This is a genomic window from Streptomyces sp. NBC_00252, assembly GCF_036187565.1.
Lineage (GTDB): Bacteria > Actinomycetota > Actinomycetes > Streptomycetales > Streptomycetaceae > Streptomyces.
The window spans coordinates 9,867,010-9,884,926 of sequence record NZ_CP108087.1 but is presented as its reverse complement, the minus strand read 5'-3'; the positions used below and the strand labels follow the sequence as shown (position 1 = coordinate 9,884,926).

Annotated in this window: 17 protein-coding genes; 9 read left to right on the top strand and 8 right to left on the bottom strand. The window is 70.2% G+C overall.

Translation table 11 applies throughout. The features are described from left to right. Positions 1–93: 93 nt before the first annotated feature. From ilvC to OHT77_RS43915, 3 genes are all read right to left on the bottom strand, one after another. The gene (gene ilvC / locus OHT77_RS43925; RefSeq protein ID WP_328833979.1) at positions 94–1,098 is read right to left on the bottom strand and encodes a ketol-acid reductoisomerase; all 1,005 of its coding nucleotides are present in this window, start codon (positions 1,096–1,098) and stop codon (positions 94–96) included. Between the two features lie 179 nt (positions 1,099–1,277). Further along, positions 1,278–1,895, bottom strand: a complete 618-nt coding sequence (locus tag OHT77_RS43920) for a DUF5134 domain-containing protein (RefSeq protein ID WP_328833978.1) — start codon at positions 1,893–1,895, stop codon at positions 1,278–1,280. A 17-nt stretch (positions 1,896–1,912) separates the two neighbouring features. Then, a complete protein-coding gene (locus OHT77_RS43915; RefSeq protein WP_266776980.1) occupies positions 1,913–2,299 on the bottom strand; it encodes a cupin domain-containing protein in 387 nt (128 codons plus the stop codon). A gap of 373 nt (positions 2,300–2,672) precedes the next feature. Between OHT77_RS43915 and OHT77_RS43910 the strand changes: the two genes are divergently transcribed. The 4 genes from OHT77_RS43910 (at position 2,673) to OHT77_RS43895 (ending at position 7,419) form a co-directional block, all read left to right on the top strand. Beyond that, entirely contained in the window at positions 2,673–3,569 is an 897-nt protein-coding gene (locus OHT77_RS43910) for an RNA polymerase sigma-70 factor (protein ID WP_328833977.1), read from the top strand. A gap of 112 nt (positions 3,570–3,681) precedes the next feature. After that, complete coding sequence (locus OHT77_RS43905) at positions 3,682–5,412, top strand: L-aspartate oxidase (RefSeq protein WP_328833976.1); 1,731 nt, start codon at positions 3,682–3,684, stop codon at positions 5,410–5,412. A gap of 122 nt (positions 5,413–5,534) precedes the next feature. Further along, the gene (locus OHT77_RS43900; protein ID WP_328833975.1) at positions 5,535–6,281 is read left to right on the top strand and encodes an SDR family oxidoreductase; all 747 of its coding nucleotides are present in this window, start codon (positions 5,535–5,537) and stop codon (positions 6,279–6,281) included. A gap of 196 nt (positions 6,282–6,477) precedes the next feature. Continuing rightward, positions 6,478–7,419, top strand: a complete 942-nt coding sequence (locus OHT77_RS43895) for a sigma-70 family RNA polymerase sigma factor (protein WP_328833974.1) — start codon at positions 6,478–6,480, stop codon at positions 7,417–7,419. 1 nt (position 7,420) lies between these two features. On the opposite strand, the gene OHT77_RS43890 is transcribed toward OHT77_RS43895, so the two are convergent. Both OHT77_RS43890 and OHT77_RS43885 read right to left on the bottom strand, forming a co-directional pair. After that, on the bottom strand, positions 7,421–8,143 hold the full coding sequence (locus OHT77_RS43890) for an RNA polymerase subunit sigma (protein WP_328833973.1): 723 nt from the start codon (positions 8,141–8,143) through the stop codon (positions 7,421–7,423). Positions 8,144–8,302: 159 nt separating this feature from the next. Further along, positions 8,303–8,965 (bottom strand): TetR/AcrR family transcriptional regulator, encoded by a 663-nt coding sequence (locus OHT77_RS43885; protein ID WP_328833972.1) that lies wholly within the window; start codon positions 8,963–8,965, stop codon positions 8,303–8,305. A gap of 157 nt (positions 8,966–9,122) precedes the next feature. Here OHT77_RS43885 and OHT77_RS43880 point away from each other — a divergent pair, with 157 nt between their 5' ends. After that, entirely contained in the window at positions 9,123–9,860 is a 738-nt protein-coding gene (locus OHT77_RS43880; protein WP_328833971.1) for an SDR family NAD(P)-dependent oxidoreductase, read from the top strand. A gap of 150 nt (positions 9,861–10,010) precedes the next feature. Further along, a complete protein-coding gene (locus tag OHT77_RS43875) occupies positions 10,011–10,415 on the top strand; it encodes an OsmC family protein (protein ID WP_328833970.1) in 405 nt (134 codons plus the stop codon). Between the two features lie 59 nt (positions 10,416–10,474). On the opposite strand, the gene OHT77_RS43870 is transcribed toward OHT77_RS43875, so the two are convergent. The 3 genes from OHT77_RS43870 to OHT77_RS43860 form a co-directional block, all read right to left on the bottom strand. Continuing rightward, positions 10,475–11,194, bottom strand: coding sequence for an alpha/beta fold hydrolase (locus OHT77_RS43870; RefSeq protein ID WP_328833969.1), 720 nt, complete (start codon positions 11,192–11,194; stop codon positions 10,475–10,477). 50 nt (positions 11,195–11,244) lie between these two features. Further along, entirely contained in the window at positions 11,245–12,195 is a 951-nt protein-coding gene (locus OHT77_RS43865; protein WP_328833968.1) for an alpha/beta hydrolase, read from the bottom strand. A gap of 122 nt (positions 12,196–12,317) precedes the next feature. Continuing rightward, a complete protein-coding gene (locus OHT77_RS43860) occupies positions 12,318–13,094 on the bottom strand; it encodes a DUF427 domain-containing protein (RefSeq protein ID WP_328833967.1) in 777 nt (258 codons plus the stop codon). 376 nt (positions 13,095–13,470) lie between these two features. Here OHT77_RS43860 and OHT77_RS43855 point away from each other — a divergent pair, with 376 nt between their 5' ends. The 3 genes from OHT77_RS43855 (at position 13,471) to aceE (ending at position 17,879) form a co-directional block, all read left to right on the top strand. Then, positions 13,471–14,418 carry an alpha/beta fold hydrolase gene (locus OHT77_RS43855; protein WP_328833966.1) on the top strand — a complete coding sequence of 316 codons (948 nt, stop codon included), beginning with the start codon at positions 13,471–13,473 and terminating at the stop codon, positions 14,416–14,418. A 117-nt stretch (positions 14,419–14,535) separates the two neighbouring features. After that, entirely contained in the window at positions 14,536–15,030 is a 495-nt protein-coding gene (locus OHT77_RS43850) for a cupin domain-containing protein (RefSeq protein ID WP_328833965.1), read from the top strand. 161 nt (positions 15,031–15,191) lie between these two features. After that, complete coding sequence (aceE, locus tag OHT77_RS43845) at positions 15,192–17,879, top strand: pyruvate dehydrogenase (acetyl-transferring), homodimeric type (RefSeq protein ID WP_328833963.1); 2,688 nt, start codon at positions 15,192–15,194, stop codon at positions 17,877–17,879. Positions 17,880–17,917: the final 38 nt, after the last annotated feature.

Sequence of the window (17,917 nt, the reverse complement as noted above, 5' to 3'; positions counted from 1 at the left end):
GCAGGGGGCCGGTGCCGTGCGCGGACGGCACGGCCGGCAGTCGCACAGCGGCCATCTCGCGGAGCGCGCCTAGCAGGTTGAGCCGCAGTGTCGTCATGCCCGATCCTCTTCGTCGACCCAGCTCATCAGCTTGCGGAGCTGCTTGCCGGTGGTCTCCAGCAGGGACTCGGCGTCCTTCTGCTTGTACTCGTTGTACTTCTTCAGGCCACCGTGGTACTCGGCCATCCACTCACGCGCGAACGTGCCGTCCTGGATCTCCGCGAGGACCTGCTTCATCGTGGCCCTGGTCTCGTCCGTGATGATCCGCGGACCGGTGACGTAGTCGCCCCACTCGGCGGTCTCGGAGATCGACCAGCGCATCTTCTCCAGGCCGCCCTCGTACATGAGGTCGACGATGAGCTTCAGCTCGTGCAGGCACTCGAAGTACGCGATCTCGGGCTGGTAACCGGCCTCGGTCAGCGTCTCGAAACCTGCCTTGACCAGCGCGGACACTCCACCGGCGAGCACGGCCTGCTCACCGAAGAGATCGGTCTCGGTCTCCTCGGTGAAGGTCGTCTTGATGACGCCGGCGCGGGTGCCGCCGATGCCCTTCGCGTACGACAGCGCGAGCGCCAAACCGTTGCCCGTCGCATCCTGTTCCACCGCGACGAGACACGGAACGCCGCGGCCCTCCTCGTACTGGCGGCGCACCAGGTGGCCCGGGCCCTTGGGGGCGACCATGCAGACGTCGACACCGGCCGGCGGCTTGATGAAGTCGAAGCTGATGTTCAGGCCGTGGCCGAAGAACAGCGCGTCGCCGTCCTTGAGGTTGTCCTTGATGGACTCCTCGTAGACCTGGGCCTGGATCGGGTCCGGGACCAGGATCATGATGACGTCGGCCTCGGCGGCGGCCTCCGACGGGCTCACCACGCGCAGGCCCTGCTCCTCGGCCTTCGCCTTGGACTTGGAGCCCTCGTGCAGACCGACCCGGACGTCGACACCCGAGTCGCGCAGCGACAGCGCGTGGGCGTGGCCCTGGCTGCCGTAGCCGATGACCGCGACCTTGCGGCCCTGGATGATGGACAGGTCGGCATCGGAGTCGTAGAACACCTCGGCCATGGCAATCCCCTCAATCGTGGCCACCGATATCGAGCGGCGGGGATGAACACCCACCCTCGAAAGACGACCGAAACACTATCGCATGCGATGTTGTCACATGTTTTGAAATTGGTCGGGTGACCGGTTCCTGCCTGCGGAGAACGGCCGGGGCGATGGTCGCCGCCCCGGCCGTGCGGCACTCAGTGGGGCAGCACCAGCATCACGGCCGTCCCGAGTGCCATCGCCCCCTCCCCCACGTGTCGCGCCGGCGTCGCCGCCGCGGCCCGGCGCGCTGCGCTGGCCGCCGATCGCAGCGAGGGCATGGGACGGGTCAGGGACCAGAGGGCGTACACCAGCAGACCGCAGGCCAGCGCCGGCGTTCCCGCGGAACCGTCGTGAAGGGGAGCTGCCGCAGGGCCGTCGGGCGCGGTGAGGTGCGCGGCAGCCGCCTCGACATGGTCGTGCCCGGCAGCGGTGTGCGGCCCGTGCAGCATCCAGGCCATGGCGGCCATCCCGGCCGCGTGCGGCAACCGGTGGGCCACTGCTGCCGCTGCCCCGCCGACGGGGCGGCCGAGCGGCAGCAGGAACCACAGCGCGCCGCCAGTGAAGGCACCGGTCGCCACGGCGGCCGGGCCCGCGCCGAGATCGATCCACGGCATCGCCGCCATGGCCACGACCATGGCCGTCCTCAGCAGCTGGTCCGCCCGGACACGGAACCCGGTACCTCTCGTCCCGACGTCCCGCGCCAGACCGTGGAGAAGCACCACGACGAAGAGCAGCGTCAGCAGGGAGTGCACCAGGACGAGAGGGGTGCTCATGCCGGGTCCGTGCCCGGTCAGCTGGTGGGGCGCGGTGCCCGGAGGTGGGCGCGCTCCGCCAGTTCCTTCTCGTCGACCAGTTCCAGCATGGGCTTGCCGGGAGCGCACATCATGGTCACCACGAACCGGGTCCGCGCGTCCGGCAGCGCGTTGCCGTCCTGGTAGTGGATGGCGTCGCCGCCGGGCTCCCAGAAGGTGCCGCCCGCCTCCACCACGCGCTCGGGCTCGCCCTCCAGCTCGAAACGGACCGCGCCCTCGACGACGTAGCCGAAAGCGGGGCCGGAGTGCCGGTGCGGGGGCGTACCCGGATCGCCGGGCTCCCACTCGACGAGGATGGTCATGGCCGACGCACCCTCCGCGATGGTCAGCGGCGCGGCGTCCTGGAGCACCTTCGCCGCCGTCATCCAGCCGGCGGTCCCCTCCTGGTCGCCGTGGCCATGGCCGTGGCCGGAATGGTCGTGTGCTGTCGTTTCGTCCGACACGGTGTTGCACCTTCCGTAGGCGTGAACCTTGTTCGTCCCCTCTGACCGGAGGCCGCACGTCTTTGTGACACCTCCGGGCCACGGTGCCGATCCGGTTCTCCGGCCCTTCAACTGCGGCTCTTCCGCGCAGCCGACGGGCCTGGCGATCGAGGAGGGAACTCCGAGGCGGCAGGGCACAGCGATTACCACCGTGTGAGAATGGAACGCGGAAGAGATAGCGTGACCAGACGCGGCCCACAGCGCGTACCTTCCCCCGCACGTAGCATGATGGGCGCAGAGCCAGAAGGGACGACCCATGCGCGCTGGCGCCCACTCCGACACCTGGGACGGCGGACTCCACGAGTTCGTCTCGGCACGACCTCGGCTGTTCGGCATCGCGTACCGCATCCTCGGCAGTGCCGTGGAGGCCGAGGACATCGTCCAGGACGCCTGGCTGCGCTGGCAGAACACCGACCGCGCGCAGATCCACGAACCGGCGGCCTTCCTGACCACGGTCACCACCCGGCTCGCGATCAACCTCGCCCAGTCCGCGCGGGTGCGCCGGGAGTCCTACGTCGGACCGTGGCTCCCCGAGCCGGTCGACACGACCCAGGACCCGCATCTGGGGGCGGAACGCACCGAGGCCGTCGAGCTGGCGGTCCTGCTGCTGATGGAGAAGCTCAACCCGATCGAACGCGCCGCCTACGTGCTGCGCGAGGCGTTCGACTACCCCTACAAGCGGGTCGCCGACATCCTGGAGACCAGCGACGCGAACGCCCGGCAACTGGTCAGTCGGGCGCGCAAGCACCTGGGGGCCGAGCGCAAGGAGCGCGTCAGCCCGGCGGCCCACCGGCGGCTGCTCGAGGGCTTCCTCTCCGCCGCGCGCACGGGAGATCTCTCCACCCTGGAGTCTCTCCTGACCTCGGACGTCGTCAGTTACTCGGACGGCGGCGGCATCCGCGGAGCGTCCAGGATCCCCGTCGTCGGCCGCGATCACGTCGCCCGGTACCTGAAGGCCTTCGCCCCGCGCTTCTGGCCGGACACCGAGATCCGGTTCGTCCAGGCCAACGGACGGGATGCCGTGCTCGTGTCACGGGACGAGGACCCGCTTGCCCTGATGTGCCTGGACGCGTCCGAGGCGGGCATCGACCGGATCATGTGGGTGATGAACCCGGCCAAGCTGACCCCCTACGTGCTCTCCCTGGGAGCCTGACCGCGCGGCTCGTGTGCGGCCGGGCGGCTCGCCCCGGGCCCGCGCGCCGGTGTCACAAACAGGTGCTCCAGCCGGTCGTAGGTGGTGACCACCCCGAGCGATGGGAGCAATCGTGGTTGCCACCGAACAACGTCTTTCCACCGCGGTACTGGTGATCGGCACCGGCGGAGCAGGGCTGCGCGCGGCCATCGAACTGGCCGAGGCGGGCGTCGACGTCCTCGCCGTCGGCAAACGCCCGAAGGAGGACACCCACACCTCCCTCGCCGCCGGCGGGATCAACGCCGCCTTGGCCACGATGGACCCCGAGGACACCTGGCAGCAGCACGCCGCCGACACCCTCAAGGAGAGCTACCTCCTCGGCGATCCGCGCACCGCCGAGATCGTCACCCGCGGCGCAGCCCTCGGCATCGACGATCTGGAGCGCTACGGCATGGCTTTCGCCCGCGAGGACGACGGCCGTATCTCCCAGCGTTTCTTCGGCGCCCACAAGTTCCGCCGCACCGCCTTCGCCGGCGACTACACGGGCCTGGAGATCCAGCGCACGCTCGTCCGGCGCGCGATCCAGCTGGACATACCGGTGCTCGACAGCGTCTACATCACCCGCCTCCTGGTCCACGACGGCGCTGTCTTCGGCGCCTACGGGTTCGGTCTGACCGACGGCAGGCGCTACCTCGTGCACGCGGACGCCGTCGTCCTCGCGGCCGGCGGCCACACCCGGATCTGGCGGCGCACCTCGTCCCGGCGCGACGAGAACACCGGTGACTCCTTCCGGCTGGCCGCGGAGGCCGGAGCCCGGCTGCGCGACCCGGAACTCGTGCAGTTCCACCCCTCCGGCATCATCGAACCGGAGAACGCCGCGGGGACCCTGGTGAGCGAGGCGGCCCGCGGCGAGGGCGGCATCCTGCGCAACGCTCTCGGTGAGCGGTACATGACGCGCTACGACCCCGTACGCATGGAACTGTCCACCCGCGACCGGGTCGCCCTCGCCTCCTACACCGAGATCAAGGAAGGCCGCGGCACACCCAACGGCGGTGTGTGGCTCGATGTCTCGCATCTGCCCCGGCAGACCATCATGAGCCGGCTTCCCCGCGTCTACCAGACGCTCATGGATCTGCAGATGCTGGACATCACCCGGGATCCGATCGAGGTCGCTCCCACGGCCCACTACTCGATGGGCGGTGTGTGGGTGCGCCCCGAGGACCACAGCACGGACGTGCGGGGCCTGTACGCCATCGGCGAGGCGGCCAGCGGACTGCACGGCGCCAACCGGCTCGGCGGCAACAGCCTCATCGAGCTGCTGGTGTACGGCCGTATCACCGGACAGGCGGCCGCCGCCTACTCGGCGTCCCTGACCGCACAGCCGCGCTCGGCCGCCGCGACCGCCGAGGCACGCGGGGAGGTCGACGACCTGCTCGCCGCGGACGGGCCCGAGAACGTGCGCGCGCTCCAGCGCGCCCTTCGCAACACCATGACCGAGCACGCGGGCGTGGTCCGTGACGAGCAGGGGCTGCGCACCGGGCTCACCGAGCTGGACGCCATCGAGAAACGCATGGAGAAGGTGGGCGTCCATCCCGACATCGCGGGTTTCCAGGACCTCGCTCACGCCTTCGACCTCAAGTCGGCCGCGCTGGCGGCCCGTGCCACGCTGGAAGCGGCTCTGGAGCGGCGCGAGACACGCGGGTGCCACAACCGCAGCGACTATCCCGACATGGACCCCGCGCTTCGGGTCAACCTCGTCTGGTCCCCGGCCGACGGGATCACCCGCGAGCCCGTCGGTCCTGTTCCCGACGAGATCGCGGCCCTGATGGTGGACGTCTCGACGGACGGAAAACTCGTCGAATAGCAGCCCTGCTTTTTCGGGCCGCCGAGGACATTCCGCAGGCCCAAAAGGTGTCACAGCCCCCTTCAGCCCCCGGTCCTACCTGGTGCAGACATCGCATGAGAAGCAGTGAAAGGAACATCCTCATGAAGGTCGTAGTGATCGGCGGCACCGGACTGATTGGTTCGAAGGTCGTCACCAAGCTCAACGAACACGGCCATCAGGCGGTCGCCGCTGCCCCGAACACCGGAGTCAACACGCTCACGGGCGAGGGCCTGGCCGAGGTGCTGGAGGGCGCGGCGGTCGTGGTCGACGTCTCCAACTCCCCCTCCTTCGCGGACGACGCCGTCATGGACTTCTTCCATACCTCCACCACCAACCTGCTCAAGGCCGAGGCGAACGCCGGTGTCACCCACCACGTGGCCCTCTCGGTGGTCGGCACGGAACGCTTGCAGGAGAGTGGCTACTTCCGTGCCAAGCAGGCGCAGGAGGAACTGATCAAGGACTCCGGGATCCCCTGGTCGATCGTCCACGCCACGCAGTTCTTCGAGTTCATGAAGGGCATCGCGGAGTCGGCGACCGAGGGCGACACCGTCAGGCTCGCTCCGGTGAAGATCCGGCCCGTTCACTCGGACGACGTCGCCGCCACCGTGGGCCGCACCGCCGTGGGCACGCCGGTGCGCGGTGTGATCGAAGTGGCCGGCCCGGACACCTTCCAGTTGGACGAGCTGATCCGCAGGGGTCTGGCCGCCAAGAACGACCCGCGCACGGTCGTCGCCGACCCGCATGCCCCGTATTTCGGCGCCGAGTTGGCGGAGGCCACGCTGCTTCCGGGCCCGGGCGCGCGCATCGGCGAAACGCGTTTCGGCGATTGGCTCGCGCAGCAGCAGTAGGGGCACCGTCTTGGGCCTGTCGTTCCACGCCTCGTGGAACGACAGGCCCATTTTCCTGTCCGGCCGAAGCAGGGCCCCTGAATCGCTGTCACAATTCCCCGCTCCTCCCGGTCGTTGAGGGCGAGAACGATCACCGGGTCCATGAGGACCACGTGGCCGTTTCCGACGATCCGGTACCCGGAGGAATGGAGTCGACATGTATCCACAGGCATCCCCGACGGACAGTGACCTCGGCGAGGCCGTGTCCACCTTCGTGGAACTGAGGCCCCGCCTTTTCGGTATCGCCTACCGCGTACTGGGCAGCGCTGCGGAGGCCGAGGACGTGGTGCAGGAGGCGTGGCTGCGCTGGCAGAGAACCGACCGTTCCGTGGTGGTCAGCCCCGCGGCGTTCCTGTCGAGCACGACGACGAGGCTGGCCATCAACGTGGCTCAGTCGGCCCGGGTGCGCCGCGAGACCTACATCGGCCCCTGGCTGCCGGAGCCCATCGACACCAGCATCGATCCGGTGGCCGGCGCCGAGCGCGCGGAGGCACTGGAACTGGCCCTGCTGCTGGTCCTGCAGAAGCTCACACCGACCGAGCGAGCCGCCTACGTGCTGAGGGAGGCCTTCGACTACGGGTACGCCGAGATCGCGCAGATCCTGTGCCTGACCCCGGTCAACGCGAGGAAGGTGGTCAGCAGGGCGCGCAAGCACCTCGCGGGCGACCGGGGCGACAGCGTGGACGTCCAGGAGCACCGCAGGCTGCTCGACACCTTCGTCACCGCGGCCCAGGAAGGAGACGTGGCCTCGCTGGAGGCCCTGCTGACGCCCGACGCGGTCAGCCTCTCCGACGGCAACGGGCTGCGCGGGGCGGCCCGTGTGCCGGTGGTCGGACGGGCCCGGGTGGCGAACCTGTCGACCGCCTCCTCGCGGTTCTGGCCGGGGGTCGAGGTCGCGTCGGTGGAGGCGAACGGGCGTGCGGGCGTCCTGTTGTGCCGGGACGGCCGGCCCGACGTCTTCATGACGATTGCGGCCACGCGCCGGGGCATCCACCAGGTCATGTGGCTGTTCAACCCCCGCAAGATCTCCGCCTTCCTCGCCTCCCGCGCCCGCTCCGTCCCGCTGTCCGCGCACGCCCGAAGCGTCGTGCCGGGTTGACTCACCCGCGGGACGGGCCGTTCCAGCTGCTCAGCTTGTCCGGGTTGAGAATCACCCATACCTGAAGGACCAACGCATCGGCGATGTCGAGGGCGAGGACCGCGGCGACCCGGTCGTCGCACCGGGCAACGAGGCCAGTACGTCCGTTGACCGATCCGGTACGCAGGGTCACGCGCCGCTGCCCGGCCAGCAGGACCAGCAGGCTGCGGGCGACCTGCTCATCACCGCGGACGGGCCGGGTCAGGGCCCGGATCTTGCCGCCGCTGTCGAAGAAGGCCGTCGCGTCGGAGGCCAGCAGGGCCCTCAGCCGGCCGGCGTCCTGATCGGTGCACGCCTGCCCCACCGCACGGGTGATCTCGTGCTGCCTGCCCGCCGCCGTGGGCCGCGCACGCAGTGCCCGCACCCTCAGCCGGGCCCACTCGACCGGCTCCGCGTCCTCGCCGTACGGCGGCCGGGGTGTCCGGTTCTCCCACTCCTCCTCCCCTGCCCAGGGCGGGGCCGGGCTCGTCAGGCACGCCTCGTCCACGACCCGCGTGAGCCAGGCCCGAGGGGATGTCATCCGGAGGCGCTCCGGATCGGTGAGGCGGTACCAGCGCCGGTAGGCCTCGTCGACGACGCGCTCGGCCGCGACGCGGCTGCCGAGTGCGCGGCAGGCGACGTCCAGCAGCTGCCGCCGCTCGTCCAGCGACTCGGCGAGCGGTACCGCGCCGACGACATGATCCATAGAGCGGCCCCCACGGCGACGAGAGTTCGGAGCCGCGGCCGTCGCGACGGCCTGCCCCTGACGTTACCGGTACCCGTCCCGACCGGGCTGGTCGAACGGGTAACCGGGACGGAAGATGCGGAATGATTTCACACCACATGAAGGATGTGCCACTTAGTGTCACGTGTGCACGGCGTGCGGAGATCCCGCGGGGTCGGCCACCCGCAGTCGGGCCGGGGGCGGGTAGGGCAGCACCGCGGAGTTCCGGGCCCGCAGTCCGTCGAACGCGATCTCCAGGAAGCGTTGCCACGCCCGCGGTTCCCGGTCCAGCAGCGGCTGGGCGGTCTGATGGATGCCGCCGAGAAGCAGCACGACGTCCGTTCCGGTGATGTCGGCGCGGACGGCGCCCTGCTCCCTCGCCCGTGCCGTGAGGTCCTCGGCCCTCTCGCAGAGCCGGTCGATCGCGTCACGCACTTCGGCGTGCTGGAGCGAGGGCCGGCCGATGACCTCGCAGAACGCGCGGTCGGCGGCGAGCAGGCCGATCCCGTGGGCCATGAAGTCCCGCAGCGCGTGACCGGCGTCGGCGGCGCGCATGAGTCGGTCCGCCGTGCCGAGCAACCGGTCGAGCAGCTGCATCATGATGGCCACGAGGAGGTCGTCCTTCGTCGGGAAGTGCCGGAAGACGGTGCCTTTGGCGACACCGGCCCGCTGGGCGATCTCGCTCATCGGCACGTCCACCCCGCACTCGGCGAAGGCCTCGGTCGCCGCCCGCAGGAGCAGTCGCCGATTGCGGACGCTGTCCGCCCTGATCCGCTCGGCCACTGTCCCGTCACCTGCCTCCATGGATCACAACATTAACACTGAAGATGACTTGAGGGTCAGCTTCAGTGTTAGCCTGTCACAACATGACCCTTCGGTCACTTTCCCGGGCCGCCCTGTCCTGCGCATCCGCACGAGGGCCTGCCCGGCGCACTCGCACCGCTACCTCTCAGGAGACGACATGAGTAGCACTCTCGACCCCAAGGTCGCCCTGGTCACCGGCGCCTCGTCCGGCATCGGCAGGGCGACGGCGCTCGCGCTCTCCAAGGCGGGAGCCACCGTGGCCGTCGGTGGCCGCAGGACGGAGCGGCTGACAGCGCTGGCTCAGGAGGCCCCCGGCGAGATACTGGTCCTGGACATGGACGTCAGCGATCCCGAGTCGGTGCGCAAGGCCGTCGACGCGACCGTCGAACGGTTCGGCACCCTCGACATCGTCGTGAACAACGCCGGCGTCATGCTCACCGGACCGGTCCTGGGCGCGGACCCGACGGAGTGGACCCGCATGGTCGAGACCAACCTGCTGGGCTCCATGTACACGGTGCACTCCGCGCTGCCCCACCTGCTCCGCTCCCACGGTGCGGTGGTCCAGATCTCCTCGACCTCGGGCCGCTTCTCCTCGGCCGGCGCCGCGGTCTACTCCGCCACCAAGTTCGGGATCAACGCCTTCACCGAGGCCCTGCGCCAGGAGGTCACCGAGCAGGGGGTGCGCGTCGTCGTCGTGGAACCGGGATTCGTCTCCACCGAGTTGGCCGACCACATCACGGACCCCGCCGGGCGTGCCGCGGTCACGTCCATGGCCGAGTCGATGCGGACCCTTCAGCCCGAGGACATCGCGGCAGCGGTGGTCTACGCCGTCACACAGCCCGATCACGTCGCGGTCAACGAGATCCTCGTACGCCCCACCGACCAGTCCCGCTGATCCGCCACGGGCGGAGCCCACTGCACGGGCCCGTCCGCCGCCCGGCCGGGTCCGTGCGGTCGCGCGGCGGTCACAGCCGGGCGCCGCGCGCGGTCTGAGTTCGGGAGGCACGAGCGGTGTCTCCGACCGCACCCGGCAGAAAGGCACACCATGAACTCGCGCCTCGTCATCGTGGCTGAGGACAAGGGGCTCGCGCGCTCCGTGGCGATCGGTCCGCACCGTCTGACGGCCGACGAGCCGGAGCCCGCCGGCACCGACACCGGCCCCACCCCGGTCGAACTCCTCCTGGCCGCGCTCGGATCGTGCGCGTCCATGGCGGTACGGGCCTCCGCGCAGCGCCACGCGTGGCCGCTGGAGCGGGTGGACGTGGCCGTCAGGTTCGACGCCGAGGGGCAGGTGGTCAAGAACATCGGCCTCGTCGGGGAGTTGACCTCCGCCCAGCGGGATCAGCTTCTCGCGGTCGCCGGACGGTGTCCCGTCCATCGGCTCCTGGCCAAGGAGGTCACGATCATCACTGTGCCCACGTTGCTCGCCGAGCCCGAACCGCTGCCATGACCCCACATGCCGACGCCGACGTGGGGTGCGGTACCCCACGTCGGCGTCGGCCGACGGGCTCAGGCGGTGGCCTGCGCCGCCTCGTTGATCAGACGGGCCACGTCACCGGGCCGCGAGACACTGACCGCGTGGGAGGCGGAGACCTCCATGACGGTGGCCCCGGCGCGCTCCGCCATGTAGGTCTGCACCTGGGGTGGGATGTTCCGGTCCCCGTCCGCCACGAGCACCCATGAGGGAATGTCCCGCCACGCGGGCGCGGACGCCCCCTCCGCCAGTGCGGCATCGGCCACGGGCCGCTGTGTGGCGGCCATGACGGCAGTGGTCTCCTCGGAGACGTCGGCGGCGAACTGCCCGTGGAACTTGGACTGTTCGATGTACAGGTCCGTGACCTTGCTGCCGTCGGGCAGCGTCACCGGCACGGGCCGCAGCGTCTCACCGAGGGTACTGCCGGGGAACTTGCCCGACAGGTCCACGGCGCTCTCGCCCTCGTCCGGCAGGAACGCCGCCACGAAGACGAGCGCCTTGACCTCGGGCAGCCCCTTGGCCGCGTTGCTGATGACGGAGCCGCCGTAGGAGTGGCCGACCAGGACGACGGGGCCGTCCAGGGACGTCACGAGTTGCCGCACGTAGTCGGCGTCGGTGGTGAGTCCGCGCAGGGGGTTGGCGGCGGCGATCACCGGATAGTCGTGCGCGCGCAGCTTGCCGACGACGCCGTTCCAGCTGGAGGCGTCCGCGAACGCGCCGTGCACGAGGACGATGGTGGGCTTGGGTCGACTCATGGGAGTGTCCTTTCGACTTGTCAGGGGACGATGCGGTCGTGCGAGCGGTGTCAGTCGGTACCCAACGCCTTGCGCAGGACGTGGACGGCCTGCTCGATCGCGGCGGTCGAGGCCTGCGTGCCGCGGACCGTGTTCAGCATCATGAAGTCGTGCAGTGAGGCGTTGTAGCGGATGCTGGTCGTCGGCACACCGGCCTGGACGAGCCGGCGGGCGTAGGCCTCGCCCTCGTCGCGCAGCACGTCGTTCTCGTCCACGACGACGAGCGCCGGCGGCAGTCCCCGGAGGTCCTCCAGCGTGGCCCGCAGCGGCGAGGCGGTGATCTGGGCTCGCTCGGCCGGGTCGGTGGTGTAGGCGTCCCAGAACCATTCCATGGCCTTGGCCGTCAGATGAGGGCCGTGGGCGAAGGTCCGGTAGCTCTCGGTGTCCTGGGCCGCGTCGGTGACGGGGTAGTACAGCGACTGGTGCACGAAGGTCACGTCACCCCGCTGCTTCGCCATGTGGGTCAGGGCGGCGGTCATGTTGCCGCCGACCGAGTCCCCGGCGACGGCCAGGCGGGAGGCGTCGAGCCCCTCGCCGGAACCCTCGGCGGCGATCCACCGGGCGGTGGCGTAGGCCTGCTCGATGGCGACGGGGTATCTGGCCTCCGGAGAGCGGTCGTACTCCACGAAGACCAGCGCGGCGTTCACCCCGACCGCCAGCTCGCGCACGAGCCGGTCGTGCGTGCCGGCGTTGCCGAGGATCCAGCCGCCGCCGTGCACGTAGAGGATCACGGGCAGCGGGCCGACGCTGCCGACGGGCTTGACGATGCGCACCCGCACGTCGCCCACCTCCGCCGGAACGGTGAGCCACTTGTCGTCCACGTCGGGCTTCTCGACGGGCTGCGCCTGCACGTCGTCGAGCAGCTTGCGCGCGCCCTCGACCCCGAGCTCGTACAGCAGCGGCGGCTTGGCCGTCGCGTCGGCGAAATCCTGCGCGGCGGGTTCGAGAACAATGTCGCTCATGGTGTGGTCCCTCTCTGTTGGTGAGGACTTTTCACACCATGGGACCGCGCCGTCGGCGCACCTGTGACACCGAGAGCCCCGGGCCGGGACGAACGGCCCAGGGTCGGGCCACGGAACGGTGACTAGGGAGCGGGCGTGCCGGGCTTCGGCAGCGGCTCTCCGTCCACGTAGAGGTCGACCCGCTCGTTGTAGAAGGCCGCGAGGCCCGCGATGCGGTTGGCGTGGATGGTCGGGAAGTCGTACGCCCAGACGATGTCCTCGTGGGCGGCGGCCTCGCCGTCGAACGACCAGTAGCCGCTCGTCGTGCCCTTGTACGGGCAGCGGGACACGGTGTCGGAGCTCCGCAGCCGGGTCCAGTCCACATGCGCCCGGTCGAGGTAGTAGCGGGTCGGCAGACCGGTCTCGAACAGCTTGACGCAGGACGGGGCCTGCGCCAGGACGACGCCCTCCACCTCGACGCGGACACTGCTGGAGGAACGCACGGCGTCGACGCGCGAGTACGGGCTCCTGGGGTGCACAAAGACCGGTTCGTCCTCCTCGAACCAGTGGTCGATCGCCGCCCACTCGAAACGCACCGTGTCCCGGAGCGGGGCCGGGGCGTCCTGCCCCCACACCCAGGCAGCACCGGGCCGGGAGTCCTCTCCCACGGACAGTGTGTGCCGGTGGGCGGTGCCCGCTCCGTGCTGCTCGGCGAACCCCTCGTCGGCGAGGACGCCGTCGACCAGGTCCCGCACCGGGATGCTGAACTGCGGATAGGCCTGCCACTCCCAGACGTACAGGGCCCGCCGCGTGTCGAAGACGGTACGGCCGTCGATCACTCCCCTGATGCGGCGGGGCACGGGCTCCACGCGCCCGACGGGAACGAGGAAGCTGGGATGCAGAACACTTTCGGTTTCCATGGTCATCACCTAGGTCGGTCGGATGATTCGTGCCCGTTCGGGCCGGGACCGCAGGGGTCCACGGAGACGACGGCACGGCGGCACTGGGCAGGGCCTGTTTCCACTGTCACAGCGGGCGGCGAGAGCCGGTCTGTGCAGGGTGACAGCCCTCGTGACAAGGAGAGCACTCCGTGAACGCCCGCACTCGCTATGACAATGACACTGTTGACGGCAACATTGTGACCCGCACATGGACACCGATCACACCGTCGCCGACTGCCAGGGCCGACGGCGGCCGGACCCGGTAGCGGGCCGGACCCGACACCCGGTACGACTGGTCGCGCCCGCCCGGAGTCGCGGCCCCATCCCCCACCCAGTCCTTCGCCGGAGGATTCGCATGTCCGCCCTCCCCCTGCTCACTCCGCTCCGGCACGTCACGACCGACGTGCTCGAAGTCGCCTACTACGAGACGGGTTCCGACGACGGTGACACCGTCGTCCTTCTGCACGGTTTCCCCTACGACATCCACAGCTACGTGGACGTGGCACCCCTGCTGGCCGAGAGCGGGTTCCACGTCGTCGTCCCGCACCTGCGAGGACACGGCCCCACCAAGTTCCTGTCCGACTCCCTCCCCCGGTCCGGTCAGCAGGCGGCACTGGGAGCCGACGTCATCGGGCTCCTCGACGCCCTCGGCATCGAGCGGGCCTTCCTCGCCGGCTACGACTGGGGCGGGCGCGCGGCCACGGTCGCCGCGGCGCTGTGGCCCGAGCGCGTCCTCGGGCTGGTCTCCGTCAACGGTTACCTGATCCAGGACATCGGCGCCGCCATGCACCCGATCGCTCCCGAACAGGAGGCGGGCTTCTGGTACTTCTACTACTTCCTCACCGAACGCGGATACGCCGGCCTGACAGCCGATCCGCGAGGCGTCGCCCGGGTCATCTGGAGGCGCAACTCCCCCGTGTGGGCCTTCACCGAAGCCGACCTGGAGCGGGCCGCGGAGGCCTTCACCAACCCGGACTACGTCGACGTCGTGATCCACTCCTACCGGCACCGGCTCGGTCTGGCACCGGGCGCGGAAGCGTACGCCGACCTCGAGACACGCCTCGCCGGTCTGCCCCCGGTGACCGTCCCCACGGTCACCCTGGACGGCACCGCCGACGGCAACTTCCCGGCGACGGACGGGTCGTCCACAGCCCACCACTTCACCGGCCCGCGCCTGCACCTCCAGGTGGCGGACGCCGGCCACAACCTGCCGCAGGAGCGCCCCGAGGCGTTCGCCGCCGCGGTGCGGGACGTACGGGCCCTGCGCCGCGGACACCCGCGCCACGACTGCCTCTCTCGGTGACATCCGTGGCCCCGGCGCCGCGCGGACGTCACAACAGCCGGCGCCCGCCGGTCAGATCGGGTGACGGCCGCCGCGCGGGGCCCGGTCGGGCCCTGACCGCCGAGGGAAGGAACAGCCATGTCGTACCCCTATCCGGAACAGAAGTACTTCGGAGACGACGGGGAGGTCAACGCCGTCTTCCGGCCTGCCACCACCCCGCCCGACCTCGGCGAGGACGGGCCGGGAAAGGACGCCACCCACTACCTGGCCACCACCGCGACCACACGCGGCGAATTCGGGCTCTACCGCGTGGAGATGCGGCCGCGGGCGGGCGGACCGAAGACGCACTTCCACAAGCGGATCTCCGAGTCGTTCTTCATCCTCGACGGGACGGTGCGCATCTTCGACGGTGCGCGCTGGGTGGACGCCCGCAGAGGGGACTTCCTGCACGTGCCCCAGGGCGGGCTGCATGCCTTCCGCAATGACTCCGACGCCCCCGCGGACATGCTCCTGCTGTTCACACCGGGAGCGCCGCGCGAGGAGTACTTCGAGCAGGTGTCATCGCTGGCGCACGCCTCGGAGGAGGAGCGTGAGGCGTTCTTCACCCGGCACGACTCCTACTTCGTGGAGTAGATCCGCCTCCAGGGTCTCCCCACCGGCACAGGCGCGGGCCACCGTGTCACAAGGACACCTTCCGTCCGGTCTGTAGGGCAGGACCCGAGGACATCACCCCGTGCCCTGCCGGCGTGAGCGCGTCCCTCGACCTCCACCCCCATGCCTTCAGGAAGGCCGTCATGAGTGATCCGTCCCGGCCCACCGCTTCCCTGACGAGCAGTGAACTCGACCAGCTTCCCGACCGTGACCGGGAGGAGACCCGCGAATGGCAGGCCTCCCTGGACGCCGTCATACGGAACGCCGGACCGGAGCGGGCGGTGTATCTGATCCGGCGGATGCACGAGTACGCGGCGCGCTCCGGCCTGTCCGCGCCGGGACTGCTGACCTCGGACTACGTCAACACCGTCCCGGCGACCGCGCAGCCGGAGTTCGACGGCGACGTCGCGATGGAGACCAGGATCACCGCGCTGAACCGCTGGAACGCCGCGGCGATGGTCACCCGTGCCTCCCGGCTCGGCCTGGGCGGTCACATCTCCACCTACGCCTCGGCCGCCTGGCTGTACGAGATCGGCTTCAACCACTTCTTCCGGGGCAAGGAACAGGACGGTTCGGGCGACCAGTTGTTCCTCCAGGGGCACGCCTCGCCGGGCATCTACGCCCGGGCGTTCCTCGAAGGGCGCCTGACCGAGGGGCAGTTGGACGGCTTCCGGCGTGAGGCGAGCGGTCACGGTCTCCCGTCGTACCCGCATCCCCGGCGTCTGCCTTGGCTGTGGGAGTTCCCGACCGTGTCGATGGGCCTCGGTCCCCTCAACGCGATCTACCAGGCGCGTTTCAACCGCTATCTGCGGGCCCGCGGCATCAAGGACACCTCCGCCTCCCGTGTGTGGGCGTTCCTGGGCGACGGGGAGATGGACGAACCGGAGTCGACGGCCGCCCTCACGCTGGCGTCTCGCGAGGGCCTGGACAACCTCACCTTCGTGGTCAACTGCAACCTCCAGCGCCTGGACGGACCCGTGCGGTCCAACTCCAAGATCGTGCAGGAGCTGGAGGCCCGCTTCCGCGGCGCCGGCTGGAACGTGGTCAAGTCCCTCTGGGGCGCGGCCTGGGATCCGCTGCTGGCCGAGGACCGCACCGGCGATCTGGTGCACCGTCTGGGTGAGGTGCCCGACGCCCAGCTGCAGACCCTCGCCGCGCGGGACGCCGCCTACATCCGCGAGAGCTTCTTCGTCGGGGACGCCCTGTCCGCGGTGTCCGCCACCTTGAGCGACGCCCAGGTGGTGGAGCTCTTCGCGAACTCCCGTGGCGGACATGAACCGTTGAAGGTGTACACCGCCTACCGTGCCGCCGTGGAACACCGGGGAGCGCCGTCGGCGATCCTCGCCCAGACGGTCAAGGGGTACACGCTCGGGCCGACGTTCGAGTCCCGTAACGCCAACCATCAGATGAAGAAGCTGACCATGCCGCAGTTCCGCGAGATGCGCGATCTGCTGGAACTGCCCATCCCCGACAGCGCGCTCGCCGGCGACGAGGTCCCCTTCTGGCACCCGGGGGACGACTCGCCCGAGGTCCGGTACCTGCGCGAGCGGCGTGCCGCCCTGGGCGGCCCCGTCCCGGCACGGCGCGTCATCGCCAAGCCGCTTCCGGAGCCCTCCGCCAAGCCGTTCGAGGTGCTGCTGAAGGGCTTCGGCAACCAGGAGGTCGCCACCACCATGGCGCTGGTCCGCCTGGTCAAGGACCTCATGCGGGACGGCAGGACAGGCGCCCGCTGGGTGCCGATCGTCCCCGACGAGGCCCGCACCTTCGGCATGGAGTCGATGTTCCCCACCGCCGGCATCTACTCACCCCTGGGCCAGACCTACGACCCCGTCGACGCCGGCCAACTGCTGCACTACAAGGAGAGCGAGACCGGGCAGGTCCTCATCGAGGGCATCACCGAAGCCGGCTCCGTGGCCGAGTTCACCGCCGCCGCGACCTCGTACGCCACCCACGGCGAGCCGATGATCCCCTTCTACATCTTCTACGCCATGTTCGGATTCCAGCGCACCGGCGACCAGTTCTGGGCCCTCGCCGACCAGATGGGCCGCGGGTTCGTCGTGGGCGGCACCGCGGGACGCACCACCATGACCGGCGAGGGTCTCCAGCACGGCGACGGCCACTCGCACCTGCTGGCCGCCACCAACCCGGCGGCCGTCAGCTACGACCCGGCCTTCGCCTTCGAGATCGCGGTCATCGTCCGCGACGGCCTGCGCCGGATGTTCGGGGAGCGGCCCGAGAACGTCTTCTACTACCTCACGGTCTACAACGAACCGAAGCGCCAACCGCCCATGCCGGCCCTGCCCGGCATCGAGGAGGGCATCGTCCGCGGCATGTACCGGCTCCGGCCCGGCTCCCCGGCCGTGTCCGGGCCCGGGCTCCAGCTGCTTGCCTCCGGCACCGCCGTCCACTGGGCGCTGCGCGCCCAGGAACTGCTCGCCGCCGACTGGAACGTGCGGGCCGACGTGTGGTCGGTGACGTCCTGGACGGAGCTGCGCCGCGACGCGATGGACACCGACACCGCCCGTATGCGCGGCGAGAAACGCGTCCCCTTCGTGACCGAGGCCCTCTCCGGTGCGCCCGGCCCTGTCCTGGCCGTGAGCGACTGGATGCGTCAGGTCCCCGACCAGATCAGCCAGTGGGTCGAGCAGGACTACTACTCGCTCGGCGCGGACGGATTCGGCCTGTCCGACACCCGCGAGGACGTGCGACGCGCCTTCGGCCTGTCCCCCGAGTCGATCGCCGTGACGGCCCTGGACCGCCTGGTGCGGACCGGGCAACTGGCCCCGGTGACCGTCGATCAGGCCCGTAGCCGCTACGGCGTGCACGACTGAAGGGGTCGAACGACGTCATGACGGATTCTGTGACCTGG

Coding starts and splice junctions, on each gene's coding strand:
- ilvC (WP_328833979.1), bottom strand. CDS start 1,098: ATGGCCGAGGTGTTCTACGACTCCGATGCCGACCTGTCCATCATCCAG.
- OHT77_RS43920 (WP_328833978.1), bottom strand. CDS start 1,895: ATGAGCACCCCTCTCGTCCTGGTGCACTCCCTGCTGACGCTGCTCTTC.
- OHT77_RS43915 (WP_266776980.1), bottom strand. CDS start 2,299: ATGACGGCGGCGAAGGTGCTCCAGGACGCCGCGCCGCTGACCATCGCG.
- OHT77_RS43910 (WP_328833977.1), top strand. CDS start 2,673: ATGCGCGCTGGCGCCCACTCCGACACCTGGGACGGCGGACTCCACGAG.
- OHT77_RS43900 (WP_328833975.1), top strand. CDS start 5,535: ATGAAGGTCGTAGTGATCGGCGGCACCGGACTGATTGGTTCGAAGGTC.
- OHT77_RS43895 (WP_328833974.1), top strand. CDS start 6,478: ATGTATCCACAGGCATCCCCGACGGACAGTGACCTCGGCGAGGCCGTG.
- OHT77_RS43890 (WP_328833973.1), bottom strand. CDS start 8,143: ATGGATCATGTCGTCGGCGCGGTACCGCTCGCCGAGTCGCTGGACGAG.
- OHT77_RS43885 (WP_328833972.1), bottom strand. CDS start 8,965: ATGGAGGCAGGTGACGGGACAGTGGCCGAGCGGATCAGGGCGGACAGC.
- OHT77_RS43880 (WP_328833971.1), top strand. CDS start 9,123: ATGAGTAGCACTCTCGACCCCAAGGTCGCCCTGGTCACCGGCGCCTCG.
- OHT77_RS43875 (WP_328833970.1), top strand. CDS start 10,011: ATGAACTCGCGCCTCGTCATCGTGGCTGAGGACAAGGGGCTCGCGCGC.
- OHT77_RS43870 (WP_328833969.1), bottom strand. CDS start 11,194: ATGAGTCGACCCAAGCCCACCATCGTCCTCGTGCACGGCGCGTTCGCG.
- OHT77_RS43865 (WP_328833968.1), bottom strand. CDS start 12,195: ATGAGCGACATTGTTCTCGAACCCGCCGCGCAGGATTTCGCCGACGCG.
- OHT77_RS43860 (WP_328833967.1), bottom strand. CDS start 13,094: ATGGAAACCGAAAGTGTTCTGCATCCCAGCTTCCTCGTTCCCGTCGGG.
- OHT77_RS43855 (WP_328833966.1), top strand. CDS start 13,471: ATGTCCGCCCTCCCCCTGCTCACTCCGCTCCGGCACGTCACGACCGAC.
- OHT77_RS43850 (WP_328833965.1), top strand. CDS start 14,536: ATGTCGTACCCCTATCCGGAACAGAAGTACTTCGGAGACGACGGGGAG.
- aceE (WP_328833963.1), top strand. CDS start 15,192: ATGAGTGATCCGTCCCGGCCCACCGCTTCCCTGACGAGCAGTGAACTC.